Annotated in this window: 19 protein-coding genes and 1 riboswitch; of the genes, 4 read left to right on the plus strand and 15 right to left on the minus strand. The window is 71.6% G+C overall.

Annotation, left to right across the window (positions count from 1 at the left end; genetic code table 11):
- Positions 1–21: 21 nt before the first annotated feature.
- From H293_RS0108265 to H293_RS0108280, 4 genes are all read right to left on the minus strand, one after another.
- Complete coding sequence (locus tag H293_RS0108265) at positions 22–1,311, minus strand: bifunctional 3,4-dihydroxy-2-butanone-4-phosphate synthase/GTP cyclohydrolase II (protein ID WP_020117408.1); 1,290 nt, start codon at positions 1,309–1,311, stop codon at positions 22–24.
- The gene (locus tag H293_RS0108270) at positions 1,308–1,949 is read right to left on the minus strand and encodes a nicotinamide mononucleotide transporter family protein (protein ID WP_020117409.1); all 642 of its coding nucleotides are present in this window, start codon (positions 1,947–1,949) and stop codon (positions 1,308–1,310) included. The genes H293_RS0108265 and H293_RS0108270 overlap by 4 nt, the downstream gene beginning before the upstream one ends.
- The gene (locus H293_RS0108275) at positions 1,946–2,551 is read right to left on the minus strand and encodes a riboflavin synthase (RefSeq protein WP_020117410.1); all 606 of its coding nucleotides are present in this window, start codon (positions 2,549–2,551) and stop codon (positions 1,946–1,948) included. Before H293_RS0108275 ends, H293_RS0108270 begins: the two co-directional genes overlap by 4 nt.
- A gap of 146 nt (positions 2,552–2,697) precedes the next feature.
- Positions 2,698–2,828, minus strand: a riboswitch (FMN riboswitch).
- A gap of 418 nt (positions 2,829–3,246) precedes the next feature.
- Positions 3,247–4,482 carry an ROK family transcriptional regulator gene (locus tag H293_RS0108280; RefSeq protein ID WP_020117411.1) on the minus strand — a complete coding sequence of 412 codons (1,236 nt, stop codon included), beginning with the start codon at positions 4,480–4,482 and terminating at the stop codon, positions 3,247–3,249.
- 113 nt (positions 4,483–4,595) lie between these two features.
- Here H293_RS0108280 and H293_RS0108285 point away from each other — a divergent pair, with 113 nt between their 5' ends.
- Positions 4,596–5,807 (plus strand): MFS transporter, encoded by a 1,212-nt coding sequence (locus H293_RS0108285; RefSeq protein WP_028807664.1) that lies wholly within the window; start codon positions 4,596–4,598, stop codon positions 5,805–5,807.
- Here H293_RS0108285 and H293_RS0108290 read toward each other — a convergent pair.
- Positions 5,767–6,225, minus strand: a complete 459-nt coding sequence (locus H293_RS0108290) for an acyl-CoA thioesterase (RefSeq protein ID WP_020117413.1) — start codon at positions 6,223–6,225, stop codon at positions 5,767–5,769. The genes H293_RS0108285 and H293_RS0108290 overlap by 41 nt on opposite strands.
- 76 nt (positions 6,226–6,301) lie before the next feature.
- Positions 6,302–7,390: a glycoside hydrolase family 6 protein gene (locus H293_RS0108295; RefSeq protein ID WP_397895339.1), complete on the minus strand. Its 1,089-nt coding sequence runs from the start codon at positions 7,388–7,390 to the stop codon at positions 6,302–6,304.
- A gap of 220 nt (positions 7,391–7,610) precedes the next feature.
- On the opposite strand from H293_RS0108295, the gene H293_RS0108300 reads away from it, so the two are divergent.
- Positions 7,611–8,297: a DUF5995 family protein gene (locus H293_RS0108300; RefSeq protein WP_028807666.1), complete on the plus strand. Its 687-nt coding sequence runs from the start codon at positions 7,611–7,613 to the stop codon at positions 8,295–8,297.
- Positions 8,298–8,319: 22 nt separating this feature from the next.
- Here H293_RS0108300 and H293_RS0108305 read toward each other — a convergent pair whose 3' ends face one another.
- The 8 genes from H293_RS0108305 to H293_RS0108340 form a co-directional block, all read right to left on the minus strand.
- Positions 8,320–10,017, minus strand: a complete 1,698-nt coding sequence (locus H293_RS0108305; protein WP_020117416.1) for a flavin monoamine oxidase family protein — start codon at positions 10,015–10,017, stop codon at positions 8,320–8,322.
- A 32-nt stretch (positions 10,018–10,049) separates the two neighbouring features.
- Positions 10,050–10,838 (minus strand): carbon-nitrogen hydrolase family protein, encoded by a 789-nt coding sequence (locus H293_RS0108310; RefSeq protein WP_020117417.1) that lies wholly within the window; start codon positions 10,836–10,838, stop codon positions 10,050–10,052.
- A gap of 115 nt (positions 10,839–10,953) precedes the next feature.
- Positions 10,954–12,177, minus strand: a complete 1,224-nt coding sequence (locus H293_RS0108315) for an MFS transporter (RefSeq protein WP_020117418.1) — start codon at positions 12,175–12,177, stop codon at positions 10,954–10,956.
- 105 nt (positions 12,178–12,282) lie between these two features.
- Positions 12,283–13,701 (minus strand): HAD-IA family hydrolase, encoded by a 1,419-nt coding sequence (locus H293_RS0108320; protein ID WP_020117419.1) that lies wholly within the window; start codon positions 13,699–13,701, stop codon positions 12,283–12,285.
- 43 nt (positions 13,702–13,744) lie between these two features.
- Entirely contained in the window at positions 13,745–14,794 is a 1,050-nt protein-coding gene (locus H293_RS0108325) for an ABC transporter ATP-binding protein (RefSeq protein WP_020117420.1), read from the minus strand.
- A 3-nt stretch (positions 14,795–14,797) separates the two neighbouring features.
- Complete coding sequence (locus tag H293_RS0108330; protein WP_020117421.1) at positions 14,798–15,610, minus strand: ABC transporter permease; 813 nt, start codon at positions 15,608–15,610, stop codon at positions 14,798–14,800.
- Complete coding sequence (locus tag H293_RS0108335) at positions 15,598–16,494, minus strand: ABC transporter permease (RefSeq protein WP_020117422.1); 897 nt, start codon at positions 16,492–16,494, stop codon at positions 15,598–15,600. Before H293_RS0108335 ends, H293_RS0108330 begins: the two co-directional genes overlap by 13 nt.
- Entirely contained in the window at positions 16,491–17,645 is a 1,155-nt protein-coding gene (locus H293_RS0108340) for an ABC transporter substrate-binding protein (RefSeq protein WP_020117423.1), read from the minus strand. Before H293_RS0108340 ends, H293_RS0108335 begins: the two co-directional genes overlap by 4 nt.
- A gap of 226 nt (positions 17,646–17,871) precedes the next feature.
- Here H293_RS0108340 and H293_RS0108345 point away from each other — a divergent pair, with 226 nt between their 5' ends.
- Positions 17,872–18,612: a GntR family transcriptional regulator gene (locus H293_RS0108345; protein WP_020117424.1), complete on the plus strand. Its 741-nt coding sequence runs from the start codon at positions 17,872–17,874 to the stop codon at positions 18,610–18,612.
- Position 18,613: 1 nt separating this feature from the next.
- Positions 18,614–19,093 carry a hypothetical protein gene (locus H293_RS0108350; protein WP_020117425.1) on the plus strand — a complete coding sequence of 160 codons (480 nt, stop codon included), beginning with the start codon at positions 18,614–18,616 and terminating at the stop codon, positions 19,091–19,093.
- Here H293_RS0108350 and H293_RS0108355 read toward each other — a convergent pair.
- Positions 19,086–19,538, minus strand: a complete 453-nt coding sequence (locus H293_RS0108355) for an Lrp/AsnC family transcriptional regulator (protein ID WP_020117426.1) — start codon at positions 19,536–19,538, stop codon at positions 19,086–19,088. The genes H293_RS0108350 and H293_RS0108355 overlap by 8 nt on opposite strands.
- Between the last annotated feature and the right edge of the window lie 8 nt (positions 19,539–19,546).

The following is a 19,546-nucleotide window of genomic DNA, read 5'->3' on the forward strand; positions in this document are numbered from 1 at the left end:
TCTGGACTCTCCTCGAAGTGCTTACTGGTTGCTGCAGGTGGACACCGGGTTGGTGTCCAGCCAGGGAAGGTCGTGGCCCATCCGGTCCCGCTTGGTGCGCAGGTAGCGGAGGTTGTGCTCACCCGCCTGTACGGGCATCGGCTCCCGCCCGGTGACCTTGAGTCCGTGGCGCAGGAGGGCGTCGGACTTGTCGGGGTTGTTGGTCATCAGGCGCAGGCCGCGGACACCGAGGTCCTGAAGGATCTGCGCGCCGGCGCCGTAGTCCCGGGCGTCGGCGGGCAGGCCGAGCTCCAGGTTGGCGTCGAGGGTGTCGTGGCCCTGTTCCTGGAGTTCGTACGCCCGCAGCTTGGAGAGCAGGCCGATGCCGCGCCCCTCGTGGCCGCGCAGGTAGACCACCACTCCCCTGCCCTCCTCCTGGATGCGCTCCAGGGAGGCGTCGAGCTGGGGGCCGCAGTCGCAGCGCAGGGAGCCGAAGATGTCGCCGGTGAGGCACTCGGAGTGGAGGCGGACCAGGACGTCCTCGCCGTCGCCGATCTCGCCGTGGACGAGAGCCACGTGCTCGACGCCGTCGACGGTGGAGCGGTAGCCGTACGCCGTGAAGGTGCCGTGGGCGGTGGGCAGCCGGGTCTCGGCCTCGCGGCGGACCGTGGGCTCGCTGCTGCGGCGGTAGGCGATCAGGTCCTCGATGGAGATGATCGTCAGGCCGTGCTTGCGGGCGAAGGGGATCAGCTCGGGCAGCCGCAGCATCCGGCCGTCCTCGCCGGCGATCTCGACGATCGCGCCGGCGGGGCGCAGTCCCGCGAGCCGGGCGAGGTCGACGGCGGCCTCGGTGTGGCCGTTGCGGGTGAGGACGCCTCCGTCCTTGGCGCGCAGCGGGAAGATGTGGCCGGGGCGGACGAAGTCGGTGGGAGCGGCGTCGCCGTTCGCGAGGAGCTGGAGCGTGGTCGCGCGGTCGGATGCCGAGATCCCGGTGGTCACGCCGTGGGCGCCGGAGGCGTCCACGGAGACGGTGAACGCGGTCTTCATCGACTCGGTGTTGTCGTCGACCATCTGAGGCAGCTTGAGCCGGTCCAGTTCGTCGCCCTCCATGGGGGCGCAGATCAGGCCGCGGCACTCGCTCATCATGAAGGCGACGATCTCGGGGGTGACCTTCTCGGCGGCGACGACCAGGTCGCCCTCGTTCTCGCGGTCCTCGTCGTCGACGACCACGATCGGCCGGCCGGCCGCGATGTCGGCGATGGCCTGCTCGACGGGGTCCAGCGCGAAGTCCTCGAACCCGTCGGTGCTGTAGAGAATCGGTGCGGCGGTCATGCCGGCGCTCCTTCCATGACGGGCCGCGCGGACTCACGGGAGCGCAGCCACCAGTCGCGCATGCCCCACAGGACGAGCGCGCCGTAGATGACGTAGACGAAGCCGGAGAAGGCGTAGCCGTTGGCGAAGTTCAGCGGGACGCCGACGAGGTCGACGAGGAGCCAGGCGAACCAGAACTCGACCATGCCGCGCGCCTGGGCGTACATGGCGACGACGGTGCCGACGAAGATGTAGGCGTCCGGCCAGGGGTCCCAGGACAGGCTCGGGTAGGCCTTGAAGAGCAGGGCGACCGCGACGGTGCCGACGGCGGCCGCGCTGATCATCGAGGCGCGTTCGGCCCAGGTGGCGAACCGCGGTGCGATGTGTCCGTCGCCGGACTGCCCCTTGTTGCGGTTCCACTGCCACCAGCCGTACAGGGCGACGACCATGACGACGGCCTGCTTGCCGGCGCTGCCGGTGAGGTGCCCGTAGAAGGCGCCGAAGAGGATGAGGCCGGAGGCGAACTGCACCGGCCAGCTCCACAGGTTGCGCCGCCAGCCGAGGGCGAGGGCGATGAGGCCGAGGATGTTGCCGATCATGTCCGACCAGAGGATGTGCTGGCCGAACAGGGTGAAGGCCTCGGTGTTGAGGGAGTTCACTTCCCCGCCCCCTGACCGCTCGCGAGCAGGCGCTCGACGTACTTGGCCACGACGTCGACCTCGAGGTTGACCGGGGCGCCGGGCTGCTTGAGGCCGAGCGTGGTCAGGGCGAGGGTGGTGGGGATGAGGCTCACGGTGAAGTAGTCGGGGCCGGCGTCCACGACGGTGAGGCTGATGCCGTCGACCGTGATGGAGCCCTTCTCGACGACGTACCGCGAGAGGTCGGCGGGGAGCGAGATCTTGATGATCTCCCAGTTCTCGGAGGGCTTGCGCTCCAGGACCTCGCCGGTGCCGTCCACATGCCCCTGGACGATGTGTCCGCCGAGGCGCGCGCCCACGGCCGTGGGGCGTTCGAGGTTGACGCGGGAGCCGACGCCCAGGGCACCGAGGCTGGAGCGGTCGAGGGTTTCGGCCATCACGTCGGCGGTGAACTCGTCGCCCTCGTGGTCGACGACGGTGAGGCAGACGCCGTTGACGGCGATGGAGTCCCCGTGTTTCGCGCCCTCGGTGACGACGGGGCCGCGCAGTCGGAAGCGACAGGCGTCGCCGAGGTTCTCGACGGCGGTGATCTCGCCCAGCTCTTCGACGATTCCGGTGAACACTTCCCGGGTCCTCCCTGCCTCTTGGGGCACGGACTCCGGGGCTGTCGATGACGACAGAATGGACGAGCGGGAACACCGGGGGCGACGCCGGACGCACTCGTCCCTCAGGACGAACGGATACGGCGGCGCGCACGAATGCCCGCCCGCCGCGCACTGCCTCCCATCCGGACTTTAACCGTCGGTCCAGGAATTTCACCTGGTCAACCGGCCGCTGGAAGCGGCCGGGTCGCGGACTGTAACCGCCGGTTCGGACTTTCACCGACCCCGGAGTGCGCTGCTTCTGGTACAGGGCCAGTCTGCCACGCCTGATCGATGTCCATACAGGTGATGGATGTGGGGTGGCTCACAGACGGTACCGATGGACTTGTCAGGGCGACCTCCGGCCCGGTTCCCAACAGGCGGATGGCGCAGATCCATTGACGTAATGGTCTAGTCCTTTTTAGGGTCGCTGTGCGTGGACACCCGTAGAGACGGGCCCGGCGGCGGTGACGACGGCCCTTGCCCGCCGCCGGGTCTCCTTCCCTGGTGAGAGTGCGTCCGGGCGGGCCCCAGGTGCGCAGGCTCGCCGATCCGGCGCGCGCCCATCTGCGGGCGGGTGGGCATCTCACGCCCGAACAGGCCGCAAGGAAGGGGACGTTCGGGGACTCCCTGCGGGCCGGCGGGAGCCGATCGCGTCCGCGCGGCGGAACCGCGTGCTAGGGCAGAGCCCCGCGCTTCCGGAGAGGCGCGAACAACTCGTCCTGAGCCCTCTCTCTCGCCGTGAGCAGAGCGCCCCGCAGGACCGCCCCTCCTCCCAGCGCGCTAGCCCGCACCTCGGTGAACAGCGGTGACATACGGCGGACCCGTCGCTCCACTCTCGCCGCGAGGTCCGCTCCACCGGCCTGGCCGACCTCCCCGGCCAGCACCAGGCAGCCCGGGTCGAGGATGGCCACGACCGCGGCGACTCCCACGGCCAGGCGGTCGGCGAGGGCGTCCAGGAAGTCCGTCGCGGCACTCGCCCCCGCTACCGTCGCCGCGCTCACCCCCGCTCCCGCACGCGCCACCGCGTCCCGAACCACCCCCGCGGCCAGCGGCTCGTACCCCTGCGCCTCGACGGTCAGCCCGTGCCGCTCCGCCAGGGCCACGATCGCCGCCGAGCCCGCCAGGGAGTGGAAGCCCCCCTCGCAGTCCACGGCCGACGGCAGTCCCCCCGTGCCCGGCACGGGCAGGAAACCGATCTCCCCCGTGCCGCCCGACGCGCCCCGGCGCAGGGTGCCCTCCAGGACGACGGCCGCGCCCGTGCCGTGCCCGAGCCACAGCAGCACGAAGGTGTCCCGGTCCTGGGCCACCCCGTCGCGCTGTTCCGCCAGCGCCGCGAGGTTGGTCTCGTTCTCTACATGGACGCGGGTCTCCGGGAGCCGCTCCTGCAGCGCCAGCACCAGTCGCCGGTGCCAGGCGGGCAGGCCGCCGGAGTCGCGGAGTTCACCCGTGGCCGGGTCGATCAGGCCGGGGGCGCCGATGCCGACGGTGTGGAGTCCGGGCACCCCCGCCTCCTTCGCCGCCCGCTCGACCAGCGCGACGGCCTGCTCGACCGCGGGCCCGGTCCCCGTGTCCCCGCCGATGGGCACCGACGCCTCGGCCAGCACCCCGCCCAGCAGATCGGAGACCACGACGGAGACGCCCTCGGTGCGGACGTCGAGGGCCGCGAGGTGGGCCTGGTCGGCGACAATGCCGTACAGCTTCGCGTTCGGGCCGCGGCGCTGCTCCCCCGACTCCCCGACCACGTCGATCAGTCCGGCGGCGGCGAGGCGCTCGACGAGGTCGGCGACGGACGGCCGGGACAGTCCGGTGAGCTGCTTCAACTGCCCTGCCGTCAGCGGGCCTTCCTGCTGGAGCAGGCGCAGGGCGAGCCGGTCGTTGATGGCCCGGGCGGTGCTCGGGGATGCGGGCATGCCGGGAATCCTCTCAGATCCACAGTGCCGAATATGCGCTATCTATCAGGCAGGGTTCCTGATAGTTTACGGCGGCAGCATGGGCAGGACGAGGATCCGGGAGGGGCCCGACCATGAGCGATGTGGTGTACGCGCCGGCAGAGGTACGGCGGGCCCGGTACGCCGTGGCCGCCGTGTTCGCCGTGCACGGGGCCGTGACCGGGTCGTTCGCGACCCGGGTGCCGTGGATCCAGGACCATGCCTCGGTGAGCGCCGGCCAGCTGGGGCTCGCGCTCGCCTTCCCCGCGCTCGGCGCCTCCGTGGCGATGCCGCTGGCGGGAAGCGTCAGTCACCGCTTCGGCGCCCGGAACGCCCTGCGCGGTCTGATCTCCCTGTGGACGCTGGCCCTGGTGCTGCCCTCCCTGGCCCCGAACCTCCTCACGCTCTGCCTGGCCCTGTTCGTCTACGGCGCCACCGCCGGCATGGCGGACGTGGCGATGAACGCGCTCGGCGTCGAGGTGGAGAACCGGCTGGGCCGCTCGATCATGTCCGGACTGCACGGCATGTGGAGCGCGGGTGCCCTGATCGGCTCGGCGGCCGGCACCCTCGCAGCCCATCTGGGCTCGGACGCCCGTCTGCACCACGTGCTCGCGTCGGTCACCCTCACCCTGCTCGGCCTGTTCTTCTGCCGCTGGGTGCTGGACCTCCAGCCCACCGAGGACGAGGAGCCGCCGCCCCGGTTCGCGCTGCCCCCGAAGTCGGCGCTGCTGATCGGCGCGGTGGGGTTCTGCGCGGTGTTCGCGGAGGGCGCGAGCCTGGACTGGTCGGCGGTCTATCTGCGAGACCAGCTGGAGACCTCGGCCGGACTCGCGGCCGCGTGCACCACCGGTTTCACGTTCACCATGGCGGTCGCGCGGCTGGTCGGCGACCGGATCGTGGACCGGTTCGGTTCGGTGCGCACGGTCCGGGCGAGCGGGGCACTGGCCGTGCTCGGCGGCCTCCTCATCGTGGTCGCGAACCATCCGGCCGTGGCGATGGGCGGGTTCGCGCTGATGGGGCTCGGTATCGCGGTGGTGGTACCGCTGTGCTTCGCCGCGGCGGGCCGCAGCGGGTCCAACCCCAGTCTGGCGATCGCCGGGGTCGCCACGATCACCTACACCTCGGGGCTGATCGCCCCGAGCGCGATCGGCACGCTGGCCCAGGCCACGAGCCTGATGGTCTCGTTCGTCCTGGTGACCGTCCTGGCCGGCGGCCTCGTGGCCTTCGCGGGTGTGCTGCGCGCCGGCGACCGCGACCGCCCGAAGGTCAGTCCTGCGGCCGCAGCAGTTCCCGACCGGCGGCCCTGAAGCCCTCGCTCCACGGCGTGGGGCGCAGCGTCTGCGGGTCCAGCCGGACCAGGACGCGGGTGCCGCGCGCGTACGTCGTGACCCCGTCCGCGGAGCAGAACCGGAAACCGTAGGTCAGGCCGGTGGTGCCGAGCCGCTCCAGCCAGAGGTGGACGGCGTAGGGGCCGGTCCGGGTGACGGGGGCCTCGTAGCCGATCAGCAGCTCCTTGACGACGTTGCAGGCGTCCCCGGCGCTCGCCCAGTCACCGTCGAAGCGGATGCCGTGCCCGTCCCAGAACTCGGCCCAGGCCCGCTCGACGAGCAGCGGGTAGCGGGCGTTGTGGAGCATGCCCAGCGCGTCCAGGTCGTCGAAGTGGACGGTGACCGGCATCAGCCGTCCGTAGGACAGGGCGGGGACGAGGGTGGCTTCGGCGGTCACGGCGGAACTCCTGGGTGTATACGGCAACGACCCCTATCCTAAGCGGCCGCTCACCCCGCCTGGCGTGCCGGCCCGCCTACGGTGAGGCCAGGTCATAGGCGTACGACGGGCTGAACGTGCCCGGTGTGCCCCGGCAGCCGTCCGACTCCCCCGGCAGCTTCACCCACAGGTAGGCGTCGATCTTCGCCTCGCCGGTGCTCAGAGTCGGGGGCCGGCCGATCTTCCGGCCCGCGGGGTCGCACCACTCGCCGTCGGGCGGGGCGCCGTTGCCGTTGCGGCTGGTGTCGATGACGGCGCCCAGGGTCGGTGGTCCGGCCAGGGCGTCGAGGACCCGGCGGTCGTAGGCGATCTCGGTGGACGTGGTGTGGAAGTTGGAGACGTTGCTGAAGATCCCGTCGGAGGAGGCGGCCGAGGCGGCGCCCGCCTGTTTGAGCAGGGCCGCCTGCTCGGACGCCGGACGCCAACCGGAGTGACCGGCGTCGTAGTAGACGCGGGCCTCGGGGTTCGCGGCCTTCAGGACGCGGCCCGCGCGGGCCAGCGAGGCGAAGCGGTCGGCGCGCCCGGCGTCCGAGAGGCAGTCGGACTGGGCGATCGAGTCCGGTTCCAGGACGACGACGACCTCGGCGGAACCGATGCCCGCGGCGAACCGGTCGATCCAGGCGTCGTACGCGCCGAGGTCCGGTGCCCCGCCCTGGGAGGCGCCGCCGCAGTCGCGGTCCGGGATCGCGTACGGCACCAGCACCGGGACCCGGCCCTGCGCGGCACCGCCCGAGGTGACCGCGCGGACCCGGGAGGCGATGGTCGTCGGCGTGTAGTCGGCGAACCAGACCGCGGCCGGCCGGTCGGCGATGCGGGCCGCTATGACGTCGGCGCGCCAGTCGCGCGGGTGGTCCCGCACCCAGTCGAAGACCTGGGACGCGGGGTAGCGGTAGAGGCGGGTGGCGGTGGTCGGGCGGGCCTTCGTGGAACCGGTGCTCGCCTTCCTGGGGGACGGGGACGCACTCGCCTTCCCGTCCCCCGAAGCCGAGGCGGAGGGAGACGCGGAGGGAGAAGCCGGCCGGGACGCCGACGGCACGGCGGACGGCGAACTCCGGCTCTGGGAGCCGCTGACGAGCCCGGGCCGCGCCTCGTCGGAGCCGTGCCGGTCGTCGAGCGCGGAGAGCATCCCGGTCGCGGTGCCGACGGCGACCACCGCGGAGGCCGCCGCGACCAGCACGCCGCGGCCCGTGGCACATCTGCGCGCGGCGCGGCGCGCGGCCAGCCGCTGGGCACGTGAGCCTGCCACCCTGGCGCTCCCCCCTCGCGCGACGGTCGCGTTCCCCCGTTCTGGGGAAGCGTCGGGCCCGCCGGTACCCCGGCCAGCCTAGGACTGGGACCCTGCCGCTATGGCGCAATTGGAACAGTTCACCACTCCCCTCGACACGGTCGTCTCCCGTATGCGCGCCCTGCACGAGGACCTGCCCGAACGGGACGGCGTAGCGGTCTTCAACCGCGTCTACCTCGCCGTCACCGAGGCGGTCGACCGGTGCGTCGACGGGGGCCGGTTCGCGGACGCGCGGGCCGCGATCACGCTGGACGTGCGGTTCGCCGAGCGCTATCTCGCGGCGGTGGACGCGGCGGCCCGTGAGCACCGTCCACCGGCCTGCTGGCGGCCACTGTTCCAGTTCCGTCGGCATCCCGGCGTACGACCACTTCAGTTCGCGCTCGCGGGCATCAACGCGCACATCGGGCACGACCTGGCGCTCGCCGTGGTGGACACCTGTCGTAGCCTCGACTGCGAACCCGCGGACGTGGAGGACGAGTTCGACCGCGTGGGCGATCTCCTCGTCTCGCTGGAGGAGCGCATCCGCGAAGATCTGATGCCGGGCCCCGACCTCCTCCAGATCGCCGACCCGCTCACCCATCTGCTGGGCTCCTGGAGCCTGGAGCGCGCCCGCGACGCCACCTGGACCGCGGCCCGGGCGCTGTGGGCCCTGCGCGGACTGCCCGACGTGGCCGGGGAGTTCACCGAGCGCCTCGACACGGCGGTGGGATTCGCGGGCCGCATGCTCCTCACTCCGCTGCCGGACTGAACCGACACGGGCACAACAGGTTCTAGTCCTCGGGGAGTTCGACCGGTGCGATCTCCTCGTACACGTCCCCCGGGCCGGGGTTGGTCGCGTCGGTCTCGCCGCCGAAGTGGTGCATGACGCCCCAGACCGCGTTCAGGGCGGTCTGGATCGCGCCCTCGGCCCAGCCGGCCGTCCAGGAGATGTCGTCACCGGCGAGGAAGATGCCCCGCTTGTCCTCGGGGAGCTTGTCCTGCATGAAGTGGGTGAACAGGCGCCGCTGGTAGCGGTAGTGACCGGGCAGGTTGGCCTTGAACGCGCCCATGAAATAGGGCTCGTTCTCCCAGGAGACCGTCACCGGGCTGCCGATGACGTGCTTGCGGATGTCGACCTTGGGATAGATCTCGCCGAGCGACTTCAGCATGACCTCCATCCGCTCGTTCGCGGACAGCGGCAGCCATTTCAGGCTGTCGTCGCACCAGGTGTAGGAGAGGCAGATGACGGCGGGCTTGTCCGGGCCGTCGTCGAGGAGGTAGGTGCCGCGCGTCATACGGTCGGTGAGAGTCATCGACATGACGTCCCGGCCCGTCTCCTCGTCCTTGTCCAGCCAGAACGGCCGGTCGACGGGGACGAAGAGCTTCGAACTCTCCATGTAGTGGGTGCGCTCGATCGCCGTCCAGTGGTCGATCGGGAAGAGCGAGTCGTCACACGCGATCTTGGACAGCAGCATCCAGGACTGGGCGGTGAAGATCGCCGCCGCGTAGGTGCGGATGTCACCGTCGGCGTCCGTCACGGTGATCCGGTTGCCGGCGGTGCGGTGCAGACGGGTGACGGCGGGCCGGGGCTCGCCGTTCATGTGCAGGCTCGCCAGCGAGGTGCCGTACGGCCAGTGGACGATCTTCTCCGGCGCGCGCTCCCACAGCCGTAGCGGCAGTTGCTGCGAACCGCCCACGATCCCGCGGTGGTGGTCGTCCGCCTCGGTGTAGACGACGCGCAGGATCTCCAGGATGGAGTTCGGGAAGTCGGTGTCCCAGCCGCCGGTGCCGAAGCCGACCTGGCCGAAGATCTCGCGGTGCCGGAAGGACTTGAAGGCCTCGGAGTCGCAGAGGAAGCCGTAGAAGGTCTGGTTGTCGAGCTTCTCGACGAGCTCGGCCCAGATCTCACGGATGCGCGGCACGTCCCGCTCGCGCATCGCGCGGTTCATGTCGGAGAAGTCGGCGCCCTCTTCGAGGCACTTGTTCCAGGCGGCGGCGACATCGCGGTAGATCTGCGGCAGGTCGTCGATCGTCTCGGCGTAGTGGGACTCGCCCTTGAGGTCGACGACCGTCGAAGGGGTGGCCTCCGCGAGGGGGTTGGGGAAGGCCTGGGTCTCCAGTCCGACGAGGTCGATGTAGTGCTGGAGGGCGGTGGAGGAGGGCGGGAAGCGCATCGCGCCCATCTCCGCGGTGAGCGTGGGGTCGCAGCCCTCGAAGCCCACGGTCCTGAGCCGTCCGCCGATCCGGTCGGCCTCGTAGACGACCGGCTTGAGGCCCATCTTCATCAGCTCGTACGCGGCCACGATCCCGGAGAGACCGCCGCCGATCACCGCGACCTCGGTGCCGTGCTCGGTCGCGGGTATCTGGCCGAGGCCCGCCGGATGGGCGAGGAAGTCGTCGTACGCGTACGGGAAGTCCGGTCCGAACATGGTGATCGGCGGTTGCTGCTCGTCTGCGTGCTCGACGGCGTTGGGCACGGTGGACGTCATGGGGTACGGACTCCTTGGAACAAAGGGGTGGTTCAGACGAGGGACCCGTAGAGGCCGGGTCGGCGGTCCGTCAGGTAGGGGTTCGCCTCGCGGGAGGCGGCGAGGAGGGCGGGGTCGGCGTCGGCGAACACCAGCTCCTCGACGCGTCCGGCGCGAGCACGGGCCACCCCGTCGGGACCGGCCAGCGTGGACAGCCCGACGAACTCGAACTCCCCTTCCCGGCCGACCCGGTTGACGTAGGCGACGTACAGCTGGTTCTCCCAGGCGCGCACCGGCACCAGAGACTCAGGGACGAACTGGAAGGGGTGCATCTGGGCCGTCGGCACGATCAGGAGGTCGGTGCCGGCGAGGGCGTGGGCGCGGACGTTCTCCGGGAACTCGACGTCGTAGCAGATCATGAGACCGACGGTGAGTCCGCCCAACTGGGCCTGGACGACCGGCTGTTCACCGGGCTCGAAGTGGTCGTGCTCGAAGCAGCCGAAGAGGTGGGTCTTGCGGTAGTTGGCGAGCCGGACACCGTCGGCGGAGATCAGCTGGGCGGAGTTGAAGACGGACCCGCCGGCCAGCTCGGGGTAGCCGTAGGCGATCGCGACCCCGTGCCGCTCGGCGATCTCCGCGACCGCGTCCGCCGAGTCGCCGTCGGCCGCTTCGGCCAGGCGGGCGATGTCGTCACCGATCGCGTACCCGGTGAGGAACATCTCCGGTGCGGCCAGCAGCGCGGCGCCCGCGGCGGCGGCACGGCCCGCGGCCTCGTCGAGGACCTTGAGGTTCCCCTCGACGGAGCCGGGGCGGCCGGAGCTCTGGAGCAGGGCGGTGCGCATGCGGGATCCTCACCGGGCGGAAGGTGGATGTGGGGGCCACTGGAAGGGCCATGTAGACGGTACGGGCGGCCCGCCAGGGCGGACAAGGAGGAGCCGTTGCGCGCCCGTGAACGGTTCATTGCGTGCGGGGGCGGTCCTGCGGCGATTCGTTGCGCGGGCGCCCGCTCCCCCGGCCCAGCACCAGTGCCGTCACCAGATAGGGCACGGAAAGGATCATGAAGACCGTGCTGTGCGCCAGGGACGCGCCGAGCAGCGCGTACACCCCGAACACCGCGAGCGTCACCAGCTCGGTGCCCAGGCTCGCCACCGAGGTCACCGTGGCCCGGCGGGCGTCCTCGATGCGGTGCTGGAGACGGACGTCGGCGAGCACCTCGGCCAGCTGGAAGCCGGCGAAGGCCAGACCCACGAGGGCGACGCCCGCCGGGGTGCGGGCCCCGGCGCCCACGGCCAGGGCAAGCGCGGAACCCGCGATCAGGGCGGCGAGGCCCCGGGTGCCGAGGCGCTCGGCGGGCCCGGCGCACAGGCTGCCGAGGGTCACCATCGTCCACACCAGGAGGACCAGGTAGGGCACGGTCGCGTCGGCCACACCCAGGTCGCGGATCAGCAGCGAGACGTACTCGTCGAGGGCACCCCACACCGCGGCGACGGCCGGGACGAGCAGCAGGGCACGCCGGACGGTCCGGTCCCCGCGGGCCTCGGCGAGTCCGGCCCGCAGGGTCGCCGACCAGCGCGTGCTCCCCTTCTCGTCCGGCACCCGGTGTTCGGGGAGCCGGGTCGCCGTCACCGCGGCCAGCAGACAGGCCACGACGCTCGCTGCCCCCACGGCCGTGTAGCCGCCGAGGGCGAGGACCGGTCCGGCCAGGCCCATCGCCGCGACGGTGGCCAGCAGCCGTGCCGCCCGGGTCCGCCCCATCACGCGCGCGTAGCGCTCGGTGGACCCGAGCCGTTCCAGCTCGTCGTAGACGAGGGCCTCCAGCGAGCCTGAGCCGAGCGCTCCGCCGGCCCCCCACAGGACGAAGCCCAGCGCGAAGGCGCCGTAGGACGGCACGGTCACCCACAGGGTGAAGCCGGCGGCGGTGAGCAGCGGGCCGATCCACAGCAGCCGGCGCCGCGAGACGGTGTCGGCCCAGGCGCCGGAGGGCACCTCCAGGACGACGGCCGTGAGGGACCACAGGGCGAACAGCGAGGAGATCTGCCAGAGCGGCAGACCGGTGTCGGCGAACAGCAGCGCGTACACCGGGTAGAGCAGGACGAGGTCGTCGAGGAACGCGTAGCCGTACAGCGTGGTCGTCAGCCGGCGGACGCCGGTCGCGGGCACACGTGCGGGTGAGAGTGTCATGAGGCCTTCCCGGAAGGGCGGTTCGGACGTCGTCGGTACGGCGTCCGAGGCGGCCCTCGGGAGGCACGGCTGGTGGATCAATGTCGCCAGGTCATGGCACCGATGTTAGACAGTCGCGGGCCCGCTGCCCAGCGAAAATGTGGTGATCACCGCGGCGTGGTCGGACGGCCAGTCGTTGTCCTCGACGTCCGGCCAGGTCCGGGGGGTGCCGCTGACGCAGGTCCGCGAGTCGAGAACCCGCAGGCCGCGGTGGAGGACGAAGTCGATCCGGTCCTGCGGCTCCGGGTGGGCATGCACCGGCGACCAGGTGTGTCCCGGGTCCCGTACGGCATCGGGACGGGCCTGGCGGAAGGAGTCCCTGAAGCCCGCCTCCTCCGCCGCTTTCGTCACCGGCCACTCGACGCCCGGCCGGTCCAGGTGGGAGGGGCAGTTGAAGTCTCCGACGAGGACGACCGGCGCGGTGTCGCCGATGCGGTGCAGGGTGTCCCGCATCTGGGCGAGCCGTACCTCCTCGTGGGCGAGCGGCTCGGACTCGTAGGGCCCGTACTGCTCATAGTCGAGGTGAGCCGTCCAGACCTCGACCTCCCGCTCCCCTACGGCGATCCGCGCGCCGGCCGCCCCGTAGAAACCGACGTCCGGGTCGCCCAGCACGGCCGTGACGGGGAAGCGGCTGATGATGCCGAGGTTTGTCCCGGCCCGGTGGTGGTGCCAGCCGAGTGCCTCGGCGAGTTCCCCGGCGGCGTTGCCGTAGGTCTCCTGGAGCCCGACCACGTCCACATCGGCCTCGGCGATGACCTTGAGCTGCTTGGCCCGGTGGTCGTGGACCTTGGTGCCGCCGAACCAGAGGTTCCAGGTCATCACGCGGAGCCGGTACGGCAGCAGGGCGCGCAGCCGGGCCGCGGTGACGCCCTCCAGGCCCTCCGGTCCGGTCAGGACCGTACGGCCCGGGGCCGCGTCGATGGGGGCCAGTGAGGGAACGGCGAGGACGGCGCACCCGGCCGCCTCGGCGGAGCGCACACCGGTCTCCGTGTCCTCGACGGCCACGCACCCCGAAGGATCCACGCCGAGCGCGCGGCAGGCGGCGAGATAGGGGTCGGGTGCGGGCTTGGTGTGCTCGGTGTCGTCGGCGGTGACGGAGACGGCGAAGCGGCTCGCGCCGCCCAGGGCTTCCAGGACGGTGTCGGCGACGGCGCGGGGTGACGCGGTCACCAGGGCGGTGGGGATCTGCTCCCGCGCCAGGGCGTCCAGCAGGTCGAGCGCGCCGGGGCGGGGCACGACACCGATGCGGACGCGGTCCGCGAACTCCCGGTGCAGGGTCTCGGCGAGGCCGCCGGCCGGGGCGCCGGTGGCCGCGGCCAGCCAGGCGGCCGTGTGCTCGACCGGGCGGCCGAGCACGTCCGGCCGGTCCGCCTCGGTCAGGGGCCGCCCGGCGACCTGCTCCACCGCCTCCCACCACAGCCGCTCGGTGTCGACGAGCGTGCCGTCCATGTCGAACAGGACGGCTTGGAGCGGGAGTCGAGTCACGGTGATCTCTTTCGTGTGGGGGGGATCAGCGGTCGTACGACGGTCAGCGGGTGCGTTCCGCCACCAGTACCGGCCGCTCGGGCAGCGACACGCTCACCACGGCACCGGCGGTGAGCTCGGCGGCCTCGTGCGCGGCCAGGTCGGCCTTGACCTCGATGCCGTCGGCGAGCCGGACGGTGACGCGGACGGCGGCGCCCAGGAAGGACGTGGCGACCACGCGGGACTTGCCGTCGGCCTCGGCCCGCACCCGCACGGCCTCAGGACGCACCAGCACGTCGACCTCGGTGGCGGACGGCACCGGGCCGTCGACCGGCAGCCGCTGCCCGAGCACGTCGACCGTGCCCTGGGCGAGCCGGCCCGGGATCCGGCTCATCGTGCCCACGAACTCGGCGACGAAGGGGGTCGCGGGACGGCCGTACAACTCGCTGGGCGGCGCGCACTGTTCGAGCCGGCCGGCATGCATCACGGCGACCCGGTCCGCCATGGACAGGGCCTCCTCCTGGTCGTGGGTGACGAACAGGGTGGTGATGCCGAGCTCCTGCTGGAGCCGCCGGATCTCCTCGCGGAGGCTGAGCCGCACCTTGGCGTCCAGTGCCGACAGGGGTTCGTCCAGGAGCAGCACGCGGGGGCGCAGGGCGAGCGCGCGGGCCAGCGCGACCCGCTGCTGCTGGCCGCCGGAGAGCTGGTGCGGGAACCGGCCGCCCTTGTCGGCGAGCCCGACCAGGTCCAGCAACTCGGCGGCCCTGGCACGCCGTTCGGCCGTGCGGACCTTGCGCATCCGCAGTCCGAAGGCCACGTTGTCGAGCGTGTCGAGGTGCGGGAAGAGGCTGTACGACTGGAAGACCATCCCGGCGTCCCGGCGGTGGGCCGGCACCCGGGTCACGTCCTCGCCGTCCACCAGCACCTCGCCGGAGTCCGGGTGTTCGAAGCCGGCGAGCATCCGCAGAGCGGTGGTCTTGCCGCAGCCGGACGGGCCGAGCAGGGCGAGCAGTTCACCGGGCCGGGCGCTCAGATCAAGTCCGTCGAGGGCGACGGTCGGACCGAACTCCCGCCTGAGACCCCGGAATTCGACGGTTGCAGCTGTTTCAGGCATGGGTCATCCCCGGGAGGTAGGACGGGTACGGCCGCCGAAGCCGGCCAGGACGAGGAGCAGCACCCACGTCACGAGCAGGCTGAGCACGGACACGGCGACGGACAACTGGGCCTGCGAGCCGCTGACGTTGACGATCCACACGGCGAAGGGCCGGAAGCCCAGCAGCTGGGCCACGGTGAACTCGCCGAGCACCAGGGCCAAGGTGAGGAAGGAGGCGTTGAGGAGGGCGCCGCGCAGGTTGGACAGGACTGCCTGGACGAGCGCCTGCGGCCAGCCGGCACCGCAGCTGCGGGCGGCCTCGACGAGGGTGCGGACGTCGACCGCGCGGAGTCCGGCGTCCAGGGCCCGGTGGACGAAGGGCAGCGCCATCACGACGTAGGCCAGGGCCAGGACGAAGGGGAAGTCGGGGTTCTGGATCGCCACGAAGGTCTCGAACAGCGGGGTGCGGGAGAGGTGGTCGGGCCCCCACTTGAGGACCGTGCCGATACCGGCGACGAAGGCGATCGGCGGGACGACCAGCGGCAGCGAGCACACCACCTCGACGACCGGTCTGAGCCGGGGCGCGCCGAGCCGCAGCGCGACCATGGCGGGCACCATCAGCAGCAGCACGACGGCGATGGTGGCGAGGGCCAGTTCCAGGGAGAGCAGCAGGCTGGAGACGAAGCCGTCGGTGGCGAAGATCTGTGTGTAGGCGTCGAAGGTGAGGCCCTGGCCCGGCACGTCGACGGTGAAGACGACGGACGCGGCCAGCGGCACCAGGAAGTACAGCCCGGCGAGGCCGAGCACGCCCCACCGCCACAGGTTCAGGCGAGCCATCGGGCGCTCCTTCGCTGAAGGGGCAGGTACACGGCCATGACCAGGCCCGCTACCAGGACCATGTCGAGGCTGAGGGCGAGCGCCACGTTCTCCTGGCCGACGAGCACGTTGCCGGAGATCGCGTCGGCTATCTGGAGGGTGACCAGCGGGATCGAGCTGCCCACCATCGCGGCGGCGGTGGCGTACGCGGCGAAGGCGCTGCCGAAGAGCAGCACGAACCCGCCGAGCAGCGTGGGCAGCAGGACGGGCAGGGCGACGAAGCGCCAGTACTGCAGGGCCGTTGCCCCGTTGTTCTGCGCGGCCTCGCGCCACTGGACGCGCAGCCCGTCCAGGGCGGGGGTGATCGTGAGCACCATGAGAGGGATCAGGAAGTACAGGTAGACGATGACCAGGCCCCAGAAGCTGTACAGGTCCCAGCCCTTGTCGGTGAGGCCGAAGTGGCGGGTCAGCACACCGGCGTTGCCAAGGGTGGCGACGAAGGCGAAGGCCAGCGGGACGCCGCCGAAGTTGGCGAGCACCCCGGACGCGGTGAGCACGGCCTCGCGCAGGGCGCGGAAGCGGGAGGACACCACGGCCTGGGCGAGCGGCAGTCCGACCAGGGTGCCGAGGGCGGCGGACACCGCGGACAGCTTCACGCTGCCGAGCAGCGCGGTGAGGTAGGCGCCCTTGAGGGAGGTGGTCAGGTTGTCGAGGGTGTACGAAGTCGCCCCGGTGGCCGGGTCCTTGGCGGTGAAGGCGCCGTCGAGCATGGCGATCGCGGGCAGCCCGAAGGCGACCGCGACGAACGCGAGGAGCGGGAGGACCGCGACCCAGCCGAGGGACCGGCGCCGCCGCTTCGTGCGAGCGGCGGGCGCCGTGTCCACCCGTACGGCGGTGGCCGTCATCCGGAGACGGCCTTCGCCCAGCCCTGTCCGAGGACCGTCTTGGCCTTGTCCTGCTGGGCCTCGGCCGGGAACTTGGGCGTTCCGGTGACCTCGGGCAGCTTGGCCGCGGCGGCCTTGTCGAGGGTGCCGGCCTTCTCCATGGCGGTCATCAGCGCCGGGCGGGCGTAGCCCTTGAGCCAGAGGTTCTGGCCCTCAGCGCTGTAGAGGTACTCCTGCCACAGGCGGGCGGCCGCCGGGTGCGGGGCGTCCTTGTTGACGGCCTGGGAGTAGTACTGCGAGAACTGGCCGTCGCTCGGGACCGTGACCTTCCAGTCGACGCCCTTCGACTTGAACTCGTCGGCGTATCCGGCGTTCAGGTAGTCCCAGTCGATGCTGATCGGCGTCTCGCCCTTCTCGACGGTGGCCGGGGTCGACTCGACGGGCGTGTAGTTGCCGTTCTTCTTGATCTTGGCGAAGAAATCGAGGCCGGGCTGGATGTCGTCGAAGGAGCCGCCGTTCGCGAGCGCGGCCGCGTAGACACCGCCGAAGGCCGAACCGGACTTGGTGGGGTTGCCGTTGAGGGCGACCTGGCCCTTGTACTGCGGCTTGAGGAGGTCGGCGAAGGTGGTGGGGCAGGTCTTGACGCGCTTGGCGTCGCAGCCGATGGAGATGTAGCCGCCGTAGTCGTTGTACCAGCGGGCCTGCGCGTCCTTCTGCCCGGTGGGGATGTCGTCGTACGACGCGACCTTGTAGGGCGCGAGCAGGCCCTGCTGGGCGGCGCTGATCGCGAAGGAGCTGCCGAGGTCGAGGACGTCGGGCGCCCGGTTCTGTCCCTTCCGCGAGGTCACGGCGTTGATCTCGTCCTGGCTGGAGCCGTCGGGGTTCTCGACGGAGATCTTGATGCCGTACTTCTTCTGGAAGCCGTCGATGAGGGCGCCGTAGTTGGCCCAGTCGCGGGGCAGCGCGATGGCGTTGAGCGTGCCCTCCTTCTTGGCCGCGGCGACCAGCTTGTCCATACCGCCGAAGTCGGCGGCTGAGGTGGCGGTGGCGGCGTTCTTGCCGTCGGCGGTGGTCGACGCGGTGTCGGGGGCGGCGCCACAGGCGCTCAGAGCGAGGGCGGCGAGGGTGGCGAGAACACCGGCGGCGGCGGTTCTCGGCAGGGACACGGTCACGGCTTCTCCAGGGGACGCGCGAGGGTGCAGGAGTCGAACGGGACTCAGAAGGGAGAGAACTTGTCTGAACAAGTTGGCCTCAGTAATGCTGCCGCTGGTGTCCTGTTCGTAAACACTGGCGAAACACTGACCCTTGAATTCCCGCACAATCAGGACTTCTCCGGGCCGACCGCGATGTCGACTACGCTGGTCACGCTGTGCACAGTTGCCGACTCAGAGGGGAAGCATGGGGGCGCGACACGAGGAGATCGCCGACGAACTGCGCCGGGCGATCGACCGCGAGGAGTACACCGTCGGCAGTCTGCTGCCCGCCGAGACGGAACTCGCGGCCCACTACGGCGTCTCACGCGGCACGGTCCGCCAGGCGGTCGCGGCGCTGACGGCCGAGGGGCTCATCGGCTCCCGGCAGGGCGCCCGCCGCGTGGTCCTCGCCAGCCGCCGCAGCCAGAGCTTCGCGGAACTGCGGAGCTTCGCCGAGTGGGCCCGGGCGATGGGCCGTGAGGCGACGGGCCGGGTGGTCGCACAGGAGTACCGTCCGGCCGCCAAGGAGGACTCGCTGCGCCTCCAACTGGCCGTCGGCACACCGGTGTTGCACGTCCTGCGGGTGCGCGGCCTGGACGGCGAACCGGTGTTGCTGGAGCGGACGGTGTACGCCGACTGGATCTCCCCGACCGTCGAGGCCATCGAGCCCGGGTGCCCCTCGGTCACCCAACGCCTGTACGACGACACGGGGTTGGTGTTCGCCTACGGGGAGCACGTCATCGACGCGGTGGCCGCGGGGGCGCGGGACGCGGAGCTGCTGGGCGTCCGCCGGACCAGCCCGCTGCTGCGGGTCCGCCGGGTGACCACGACCCGTGAGGGGCGACCGGTGGAGTGGTCGGACGACCGCTACCGTTCGGACGCGGTGAGTTTCAGCGTGCACAACTCGATCGACAACAACGCGCTGGCCCGCAAGACTGCGGAGTAGGGTGCCCGCCCGCCAGGAGGTCGTGTTGGACATCGGTGTGCTGCCACGGGTCGACGAGCACGCGGTGGTCGTATCGGCGACAGCCGCCGAGGTCTGGGACGCGCTCGGCGCGAGCCTGGAGCAGTCGTTCGGCCGCCCCCGCTCCGCCCGTTACGCACGACTCGTCGGCGTCGCCGACCGTACGGCGTCCGGGCCCCGACCGCTCGTCGAGGGGGCGGCCGTTCCCGGGTTCAGGGTGGCCGCCGCGGTTCCGGGCCGGAAGCTCGTCCTCGTCGGGCGGCACCGTTTCTCGACGTACGCGCTGGTCTTCCGGCTGGAGCCCGAGGGCGCCGGCACCCGGCTGCGGGCCGAGACGCGGGCCCGGTTTCCCGGGCCCGGCGGTGCCCTCTACCGCCTGCTGGTGATCTCCTCGGGGGCGCACGCCCTGCTCACCGGACGCCTGCTGGCGGGGATCCGGCGCCGCGCCGAGCAGGTCAGGTAGGCGAGCCCGAAGAGAAGCGCCTGAGCAACGGCGAGAGGACGAGCACCGACTTGGTCCGCTCCACGAACGGCTCGCCGGCGATCCGTTCCAGGACGCGTTCGAAGTGCCGCATGTCGGAGGCGAAGACCTGCACGACCGCGTCCGCATCGCCGGTGACGGTGGAGGCGGCCACGACCTCCTGGTAGCGCTCCAGGCCCCGCTGGATGGTCTCCGGTGAGGTGTTGCGCCGGCAGTAGATCTCGACGAACCCCTCGGTCTCCCAGCCGAGGGCCGCCGGGTCCACCCGTACGGTGAATCCGGTGATGGCCCCGGTGGCACGCAGCCGGTCCACGCGCCGTTTCACGGCGGGCGCGGACAGGCCGACGATCTGCCCGATGTCCGCGTAGGAGCGGCGGGCGTCCTCGGCGAGGGCGTGCACGATGCGTTCGTCGAGATCGTTCAGCACGGTGGGTG

Source organism: Streptomyces canus 299MFChir4.1, from assembly GCF_000383615.1.
GTDB lineage: Bacteria > Actinomycetota > Actinomycetes > Streptomycetales > Streptomycetaceae > Streptomyces > Streptomyces canus_C.

What these genes read in the sequence shown, in the direction of transcription:
- H293_RS0108265 (WP_020117408.1), bottom strand. Translation starts at nt 1,311, where the DNA reads ATGACCGCCGCACCGATTCTCTACAGCACCGACGGGTTCGAGGACTTC.
- H293_RS0108280 (WP_020117411.1), bottom strand. Translation starts at nt 4,482, where the DNA reads ATGCCCGCATCCCCGAGCACCGCCCGGGCCATCAACGACCGGCTCGCC.
- H293_RS0108285 (WP_028807664.1), top strand. Translation starts at nt 4,596, where the DNA reads ATGAGCGATGTGGTGTACGCGCCGGCAGAGGTACGGCGGGCCCGGTAC.
- H293_RS0108295 (WP_397895339.1), bottom strand. Translation starts at nt 7,390, where the DNA reads ATGCTCTCCGCGCTCGACGACCGGCACGGCTCCGACGAGGCGCGGCCC.
- H293_RS0108300 (WP_028807666.1), top strand. Translation starts at nt 7,611, where the DNA reads ATGGCGCAATTGGAACAGTTCACCACTCCCCTCGACACGGTCGTCTCC.
- H293_RS0108305 (WP_020117416.1), bottom strand. Translation starts at nt 10,017, where the DNA reads ATGACGTCCACCGTGCCCAACGCCGTCGAGCACGCAGACGAGCAGCAA.
- H293_RS0108310 (WP_020117417.1), bottom strand. Translation starts at nt 10,838, where the DNA reads ATGCGCACCGCCCTGCTCCAGAGCTCCGGCCGCCCCGGCTCCGTCGAG.
- H293_RS0108315 (WP_020117418.1), bottom strand. Translation starts at nt 12,177, where the DNA reads ATGACACTCTCACCCGCACGTGTGCCCGCGACCGGCGTCCGCCGGCTG.
- H293_RS0108325 (WP_020117420.1), bottom strand. Translation starts at nt 14,794, where the DNA reads ATGCCTGAAACAGCTGCAACCGTCGAATTCCGGGGTCTCAGGCGGGAG.
- H293_RS0108330 (WP_020117421.1), bottom strand. Translation starts at nt 15,610, where the DNA reads ATGGCTCGCCTGAACCTGTGGCGGTGGGGCGTGCTCGGCCTCGCCGGG.
- H293_RS0108335 (WP_020117422.1), bottom strand. Translation starts at nt 16,494, where the DNA reads ATGACGGCCACCGCCGTACGGGTGGACACGGCGCCCGCCGCTCGCACG.
- H293_RS0108345 (WP_020117424.1), top strand. Translation starts at nt 17,872, where the DNA reads ATGGGGGCGCGACACGAGGAGATCGCCGACGAACTGCGCCGGGCGATC.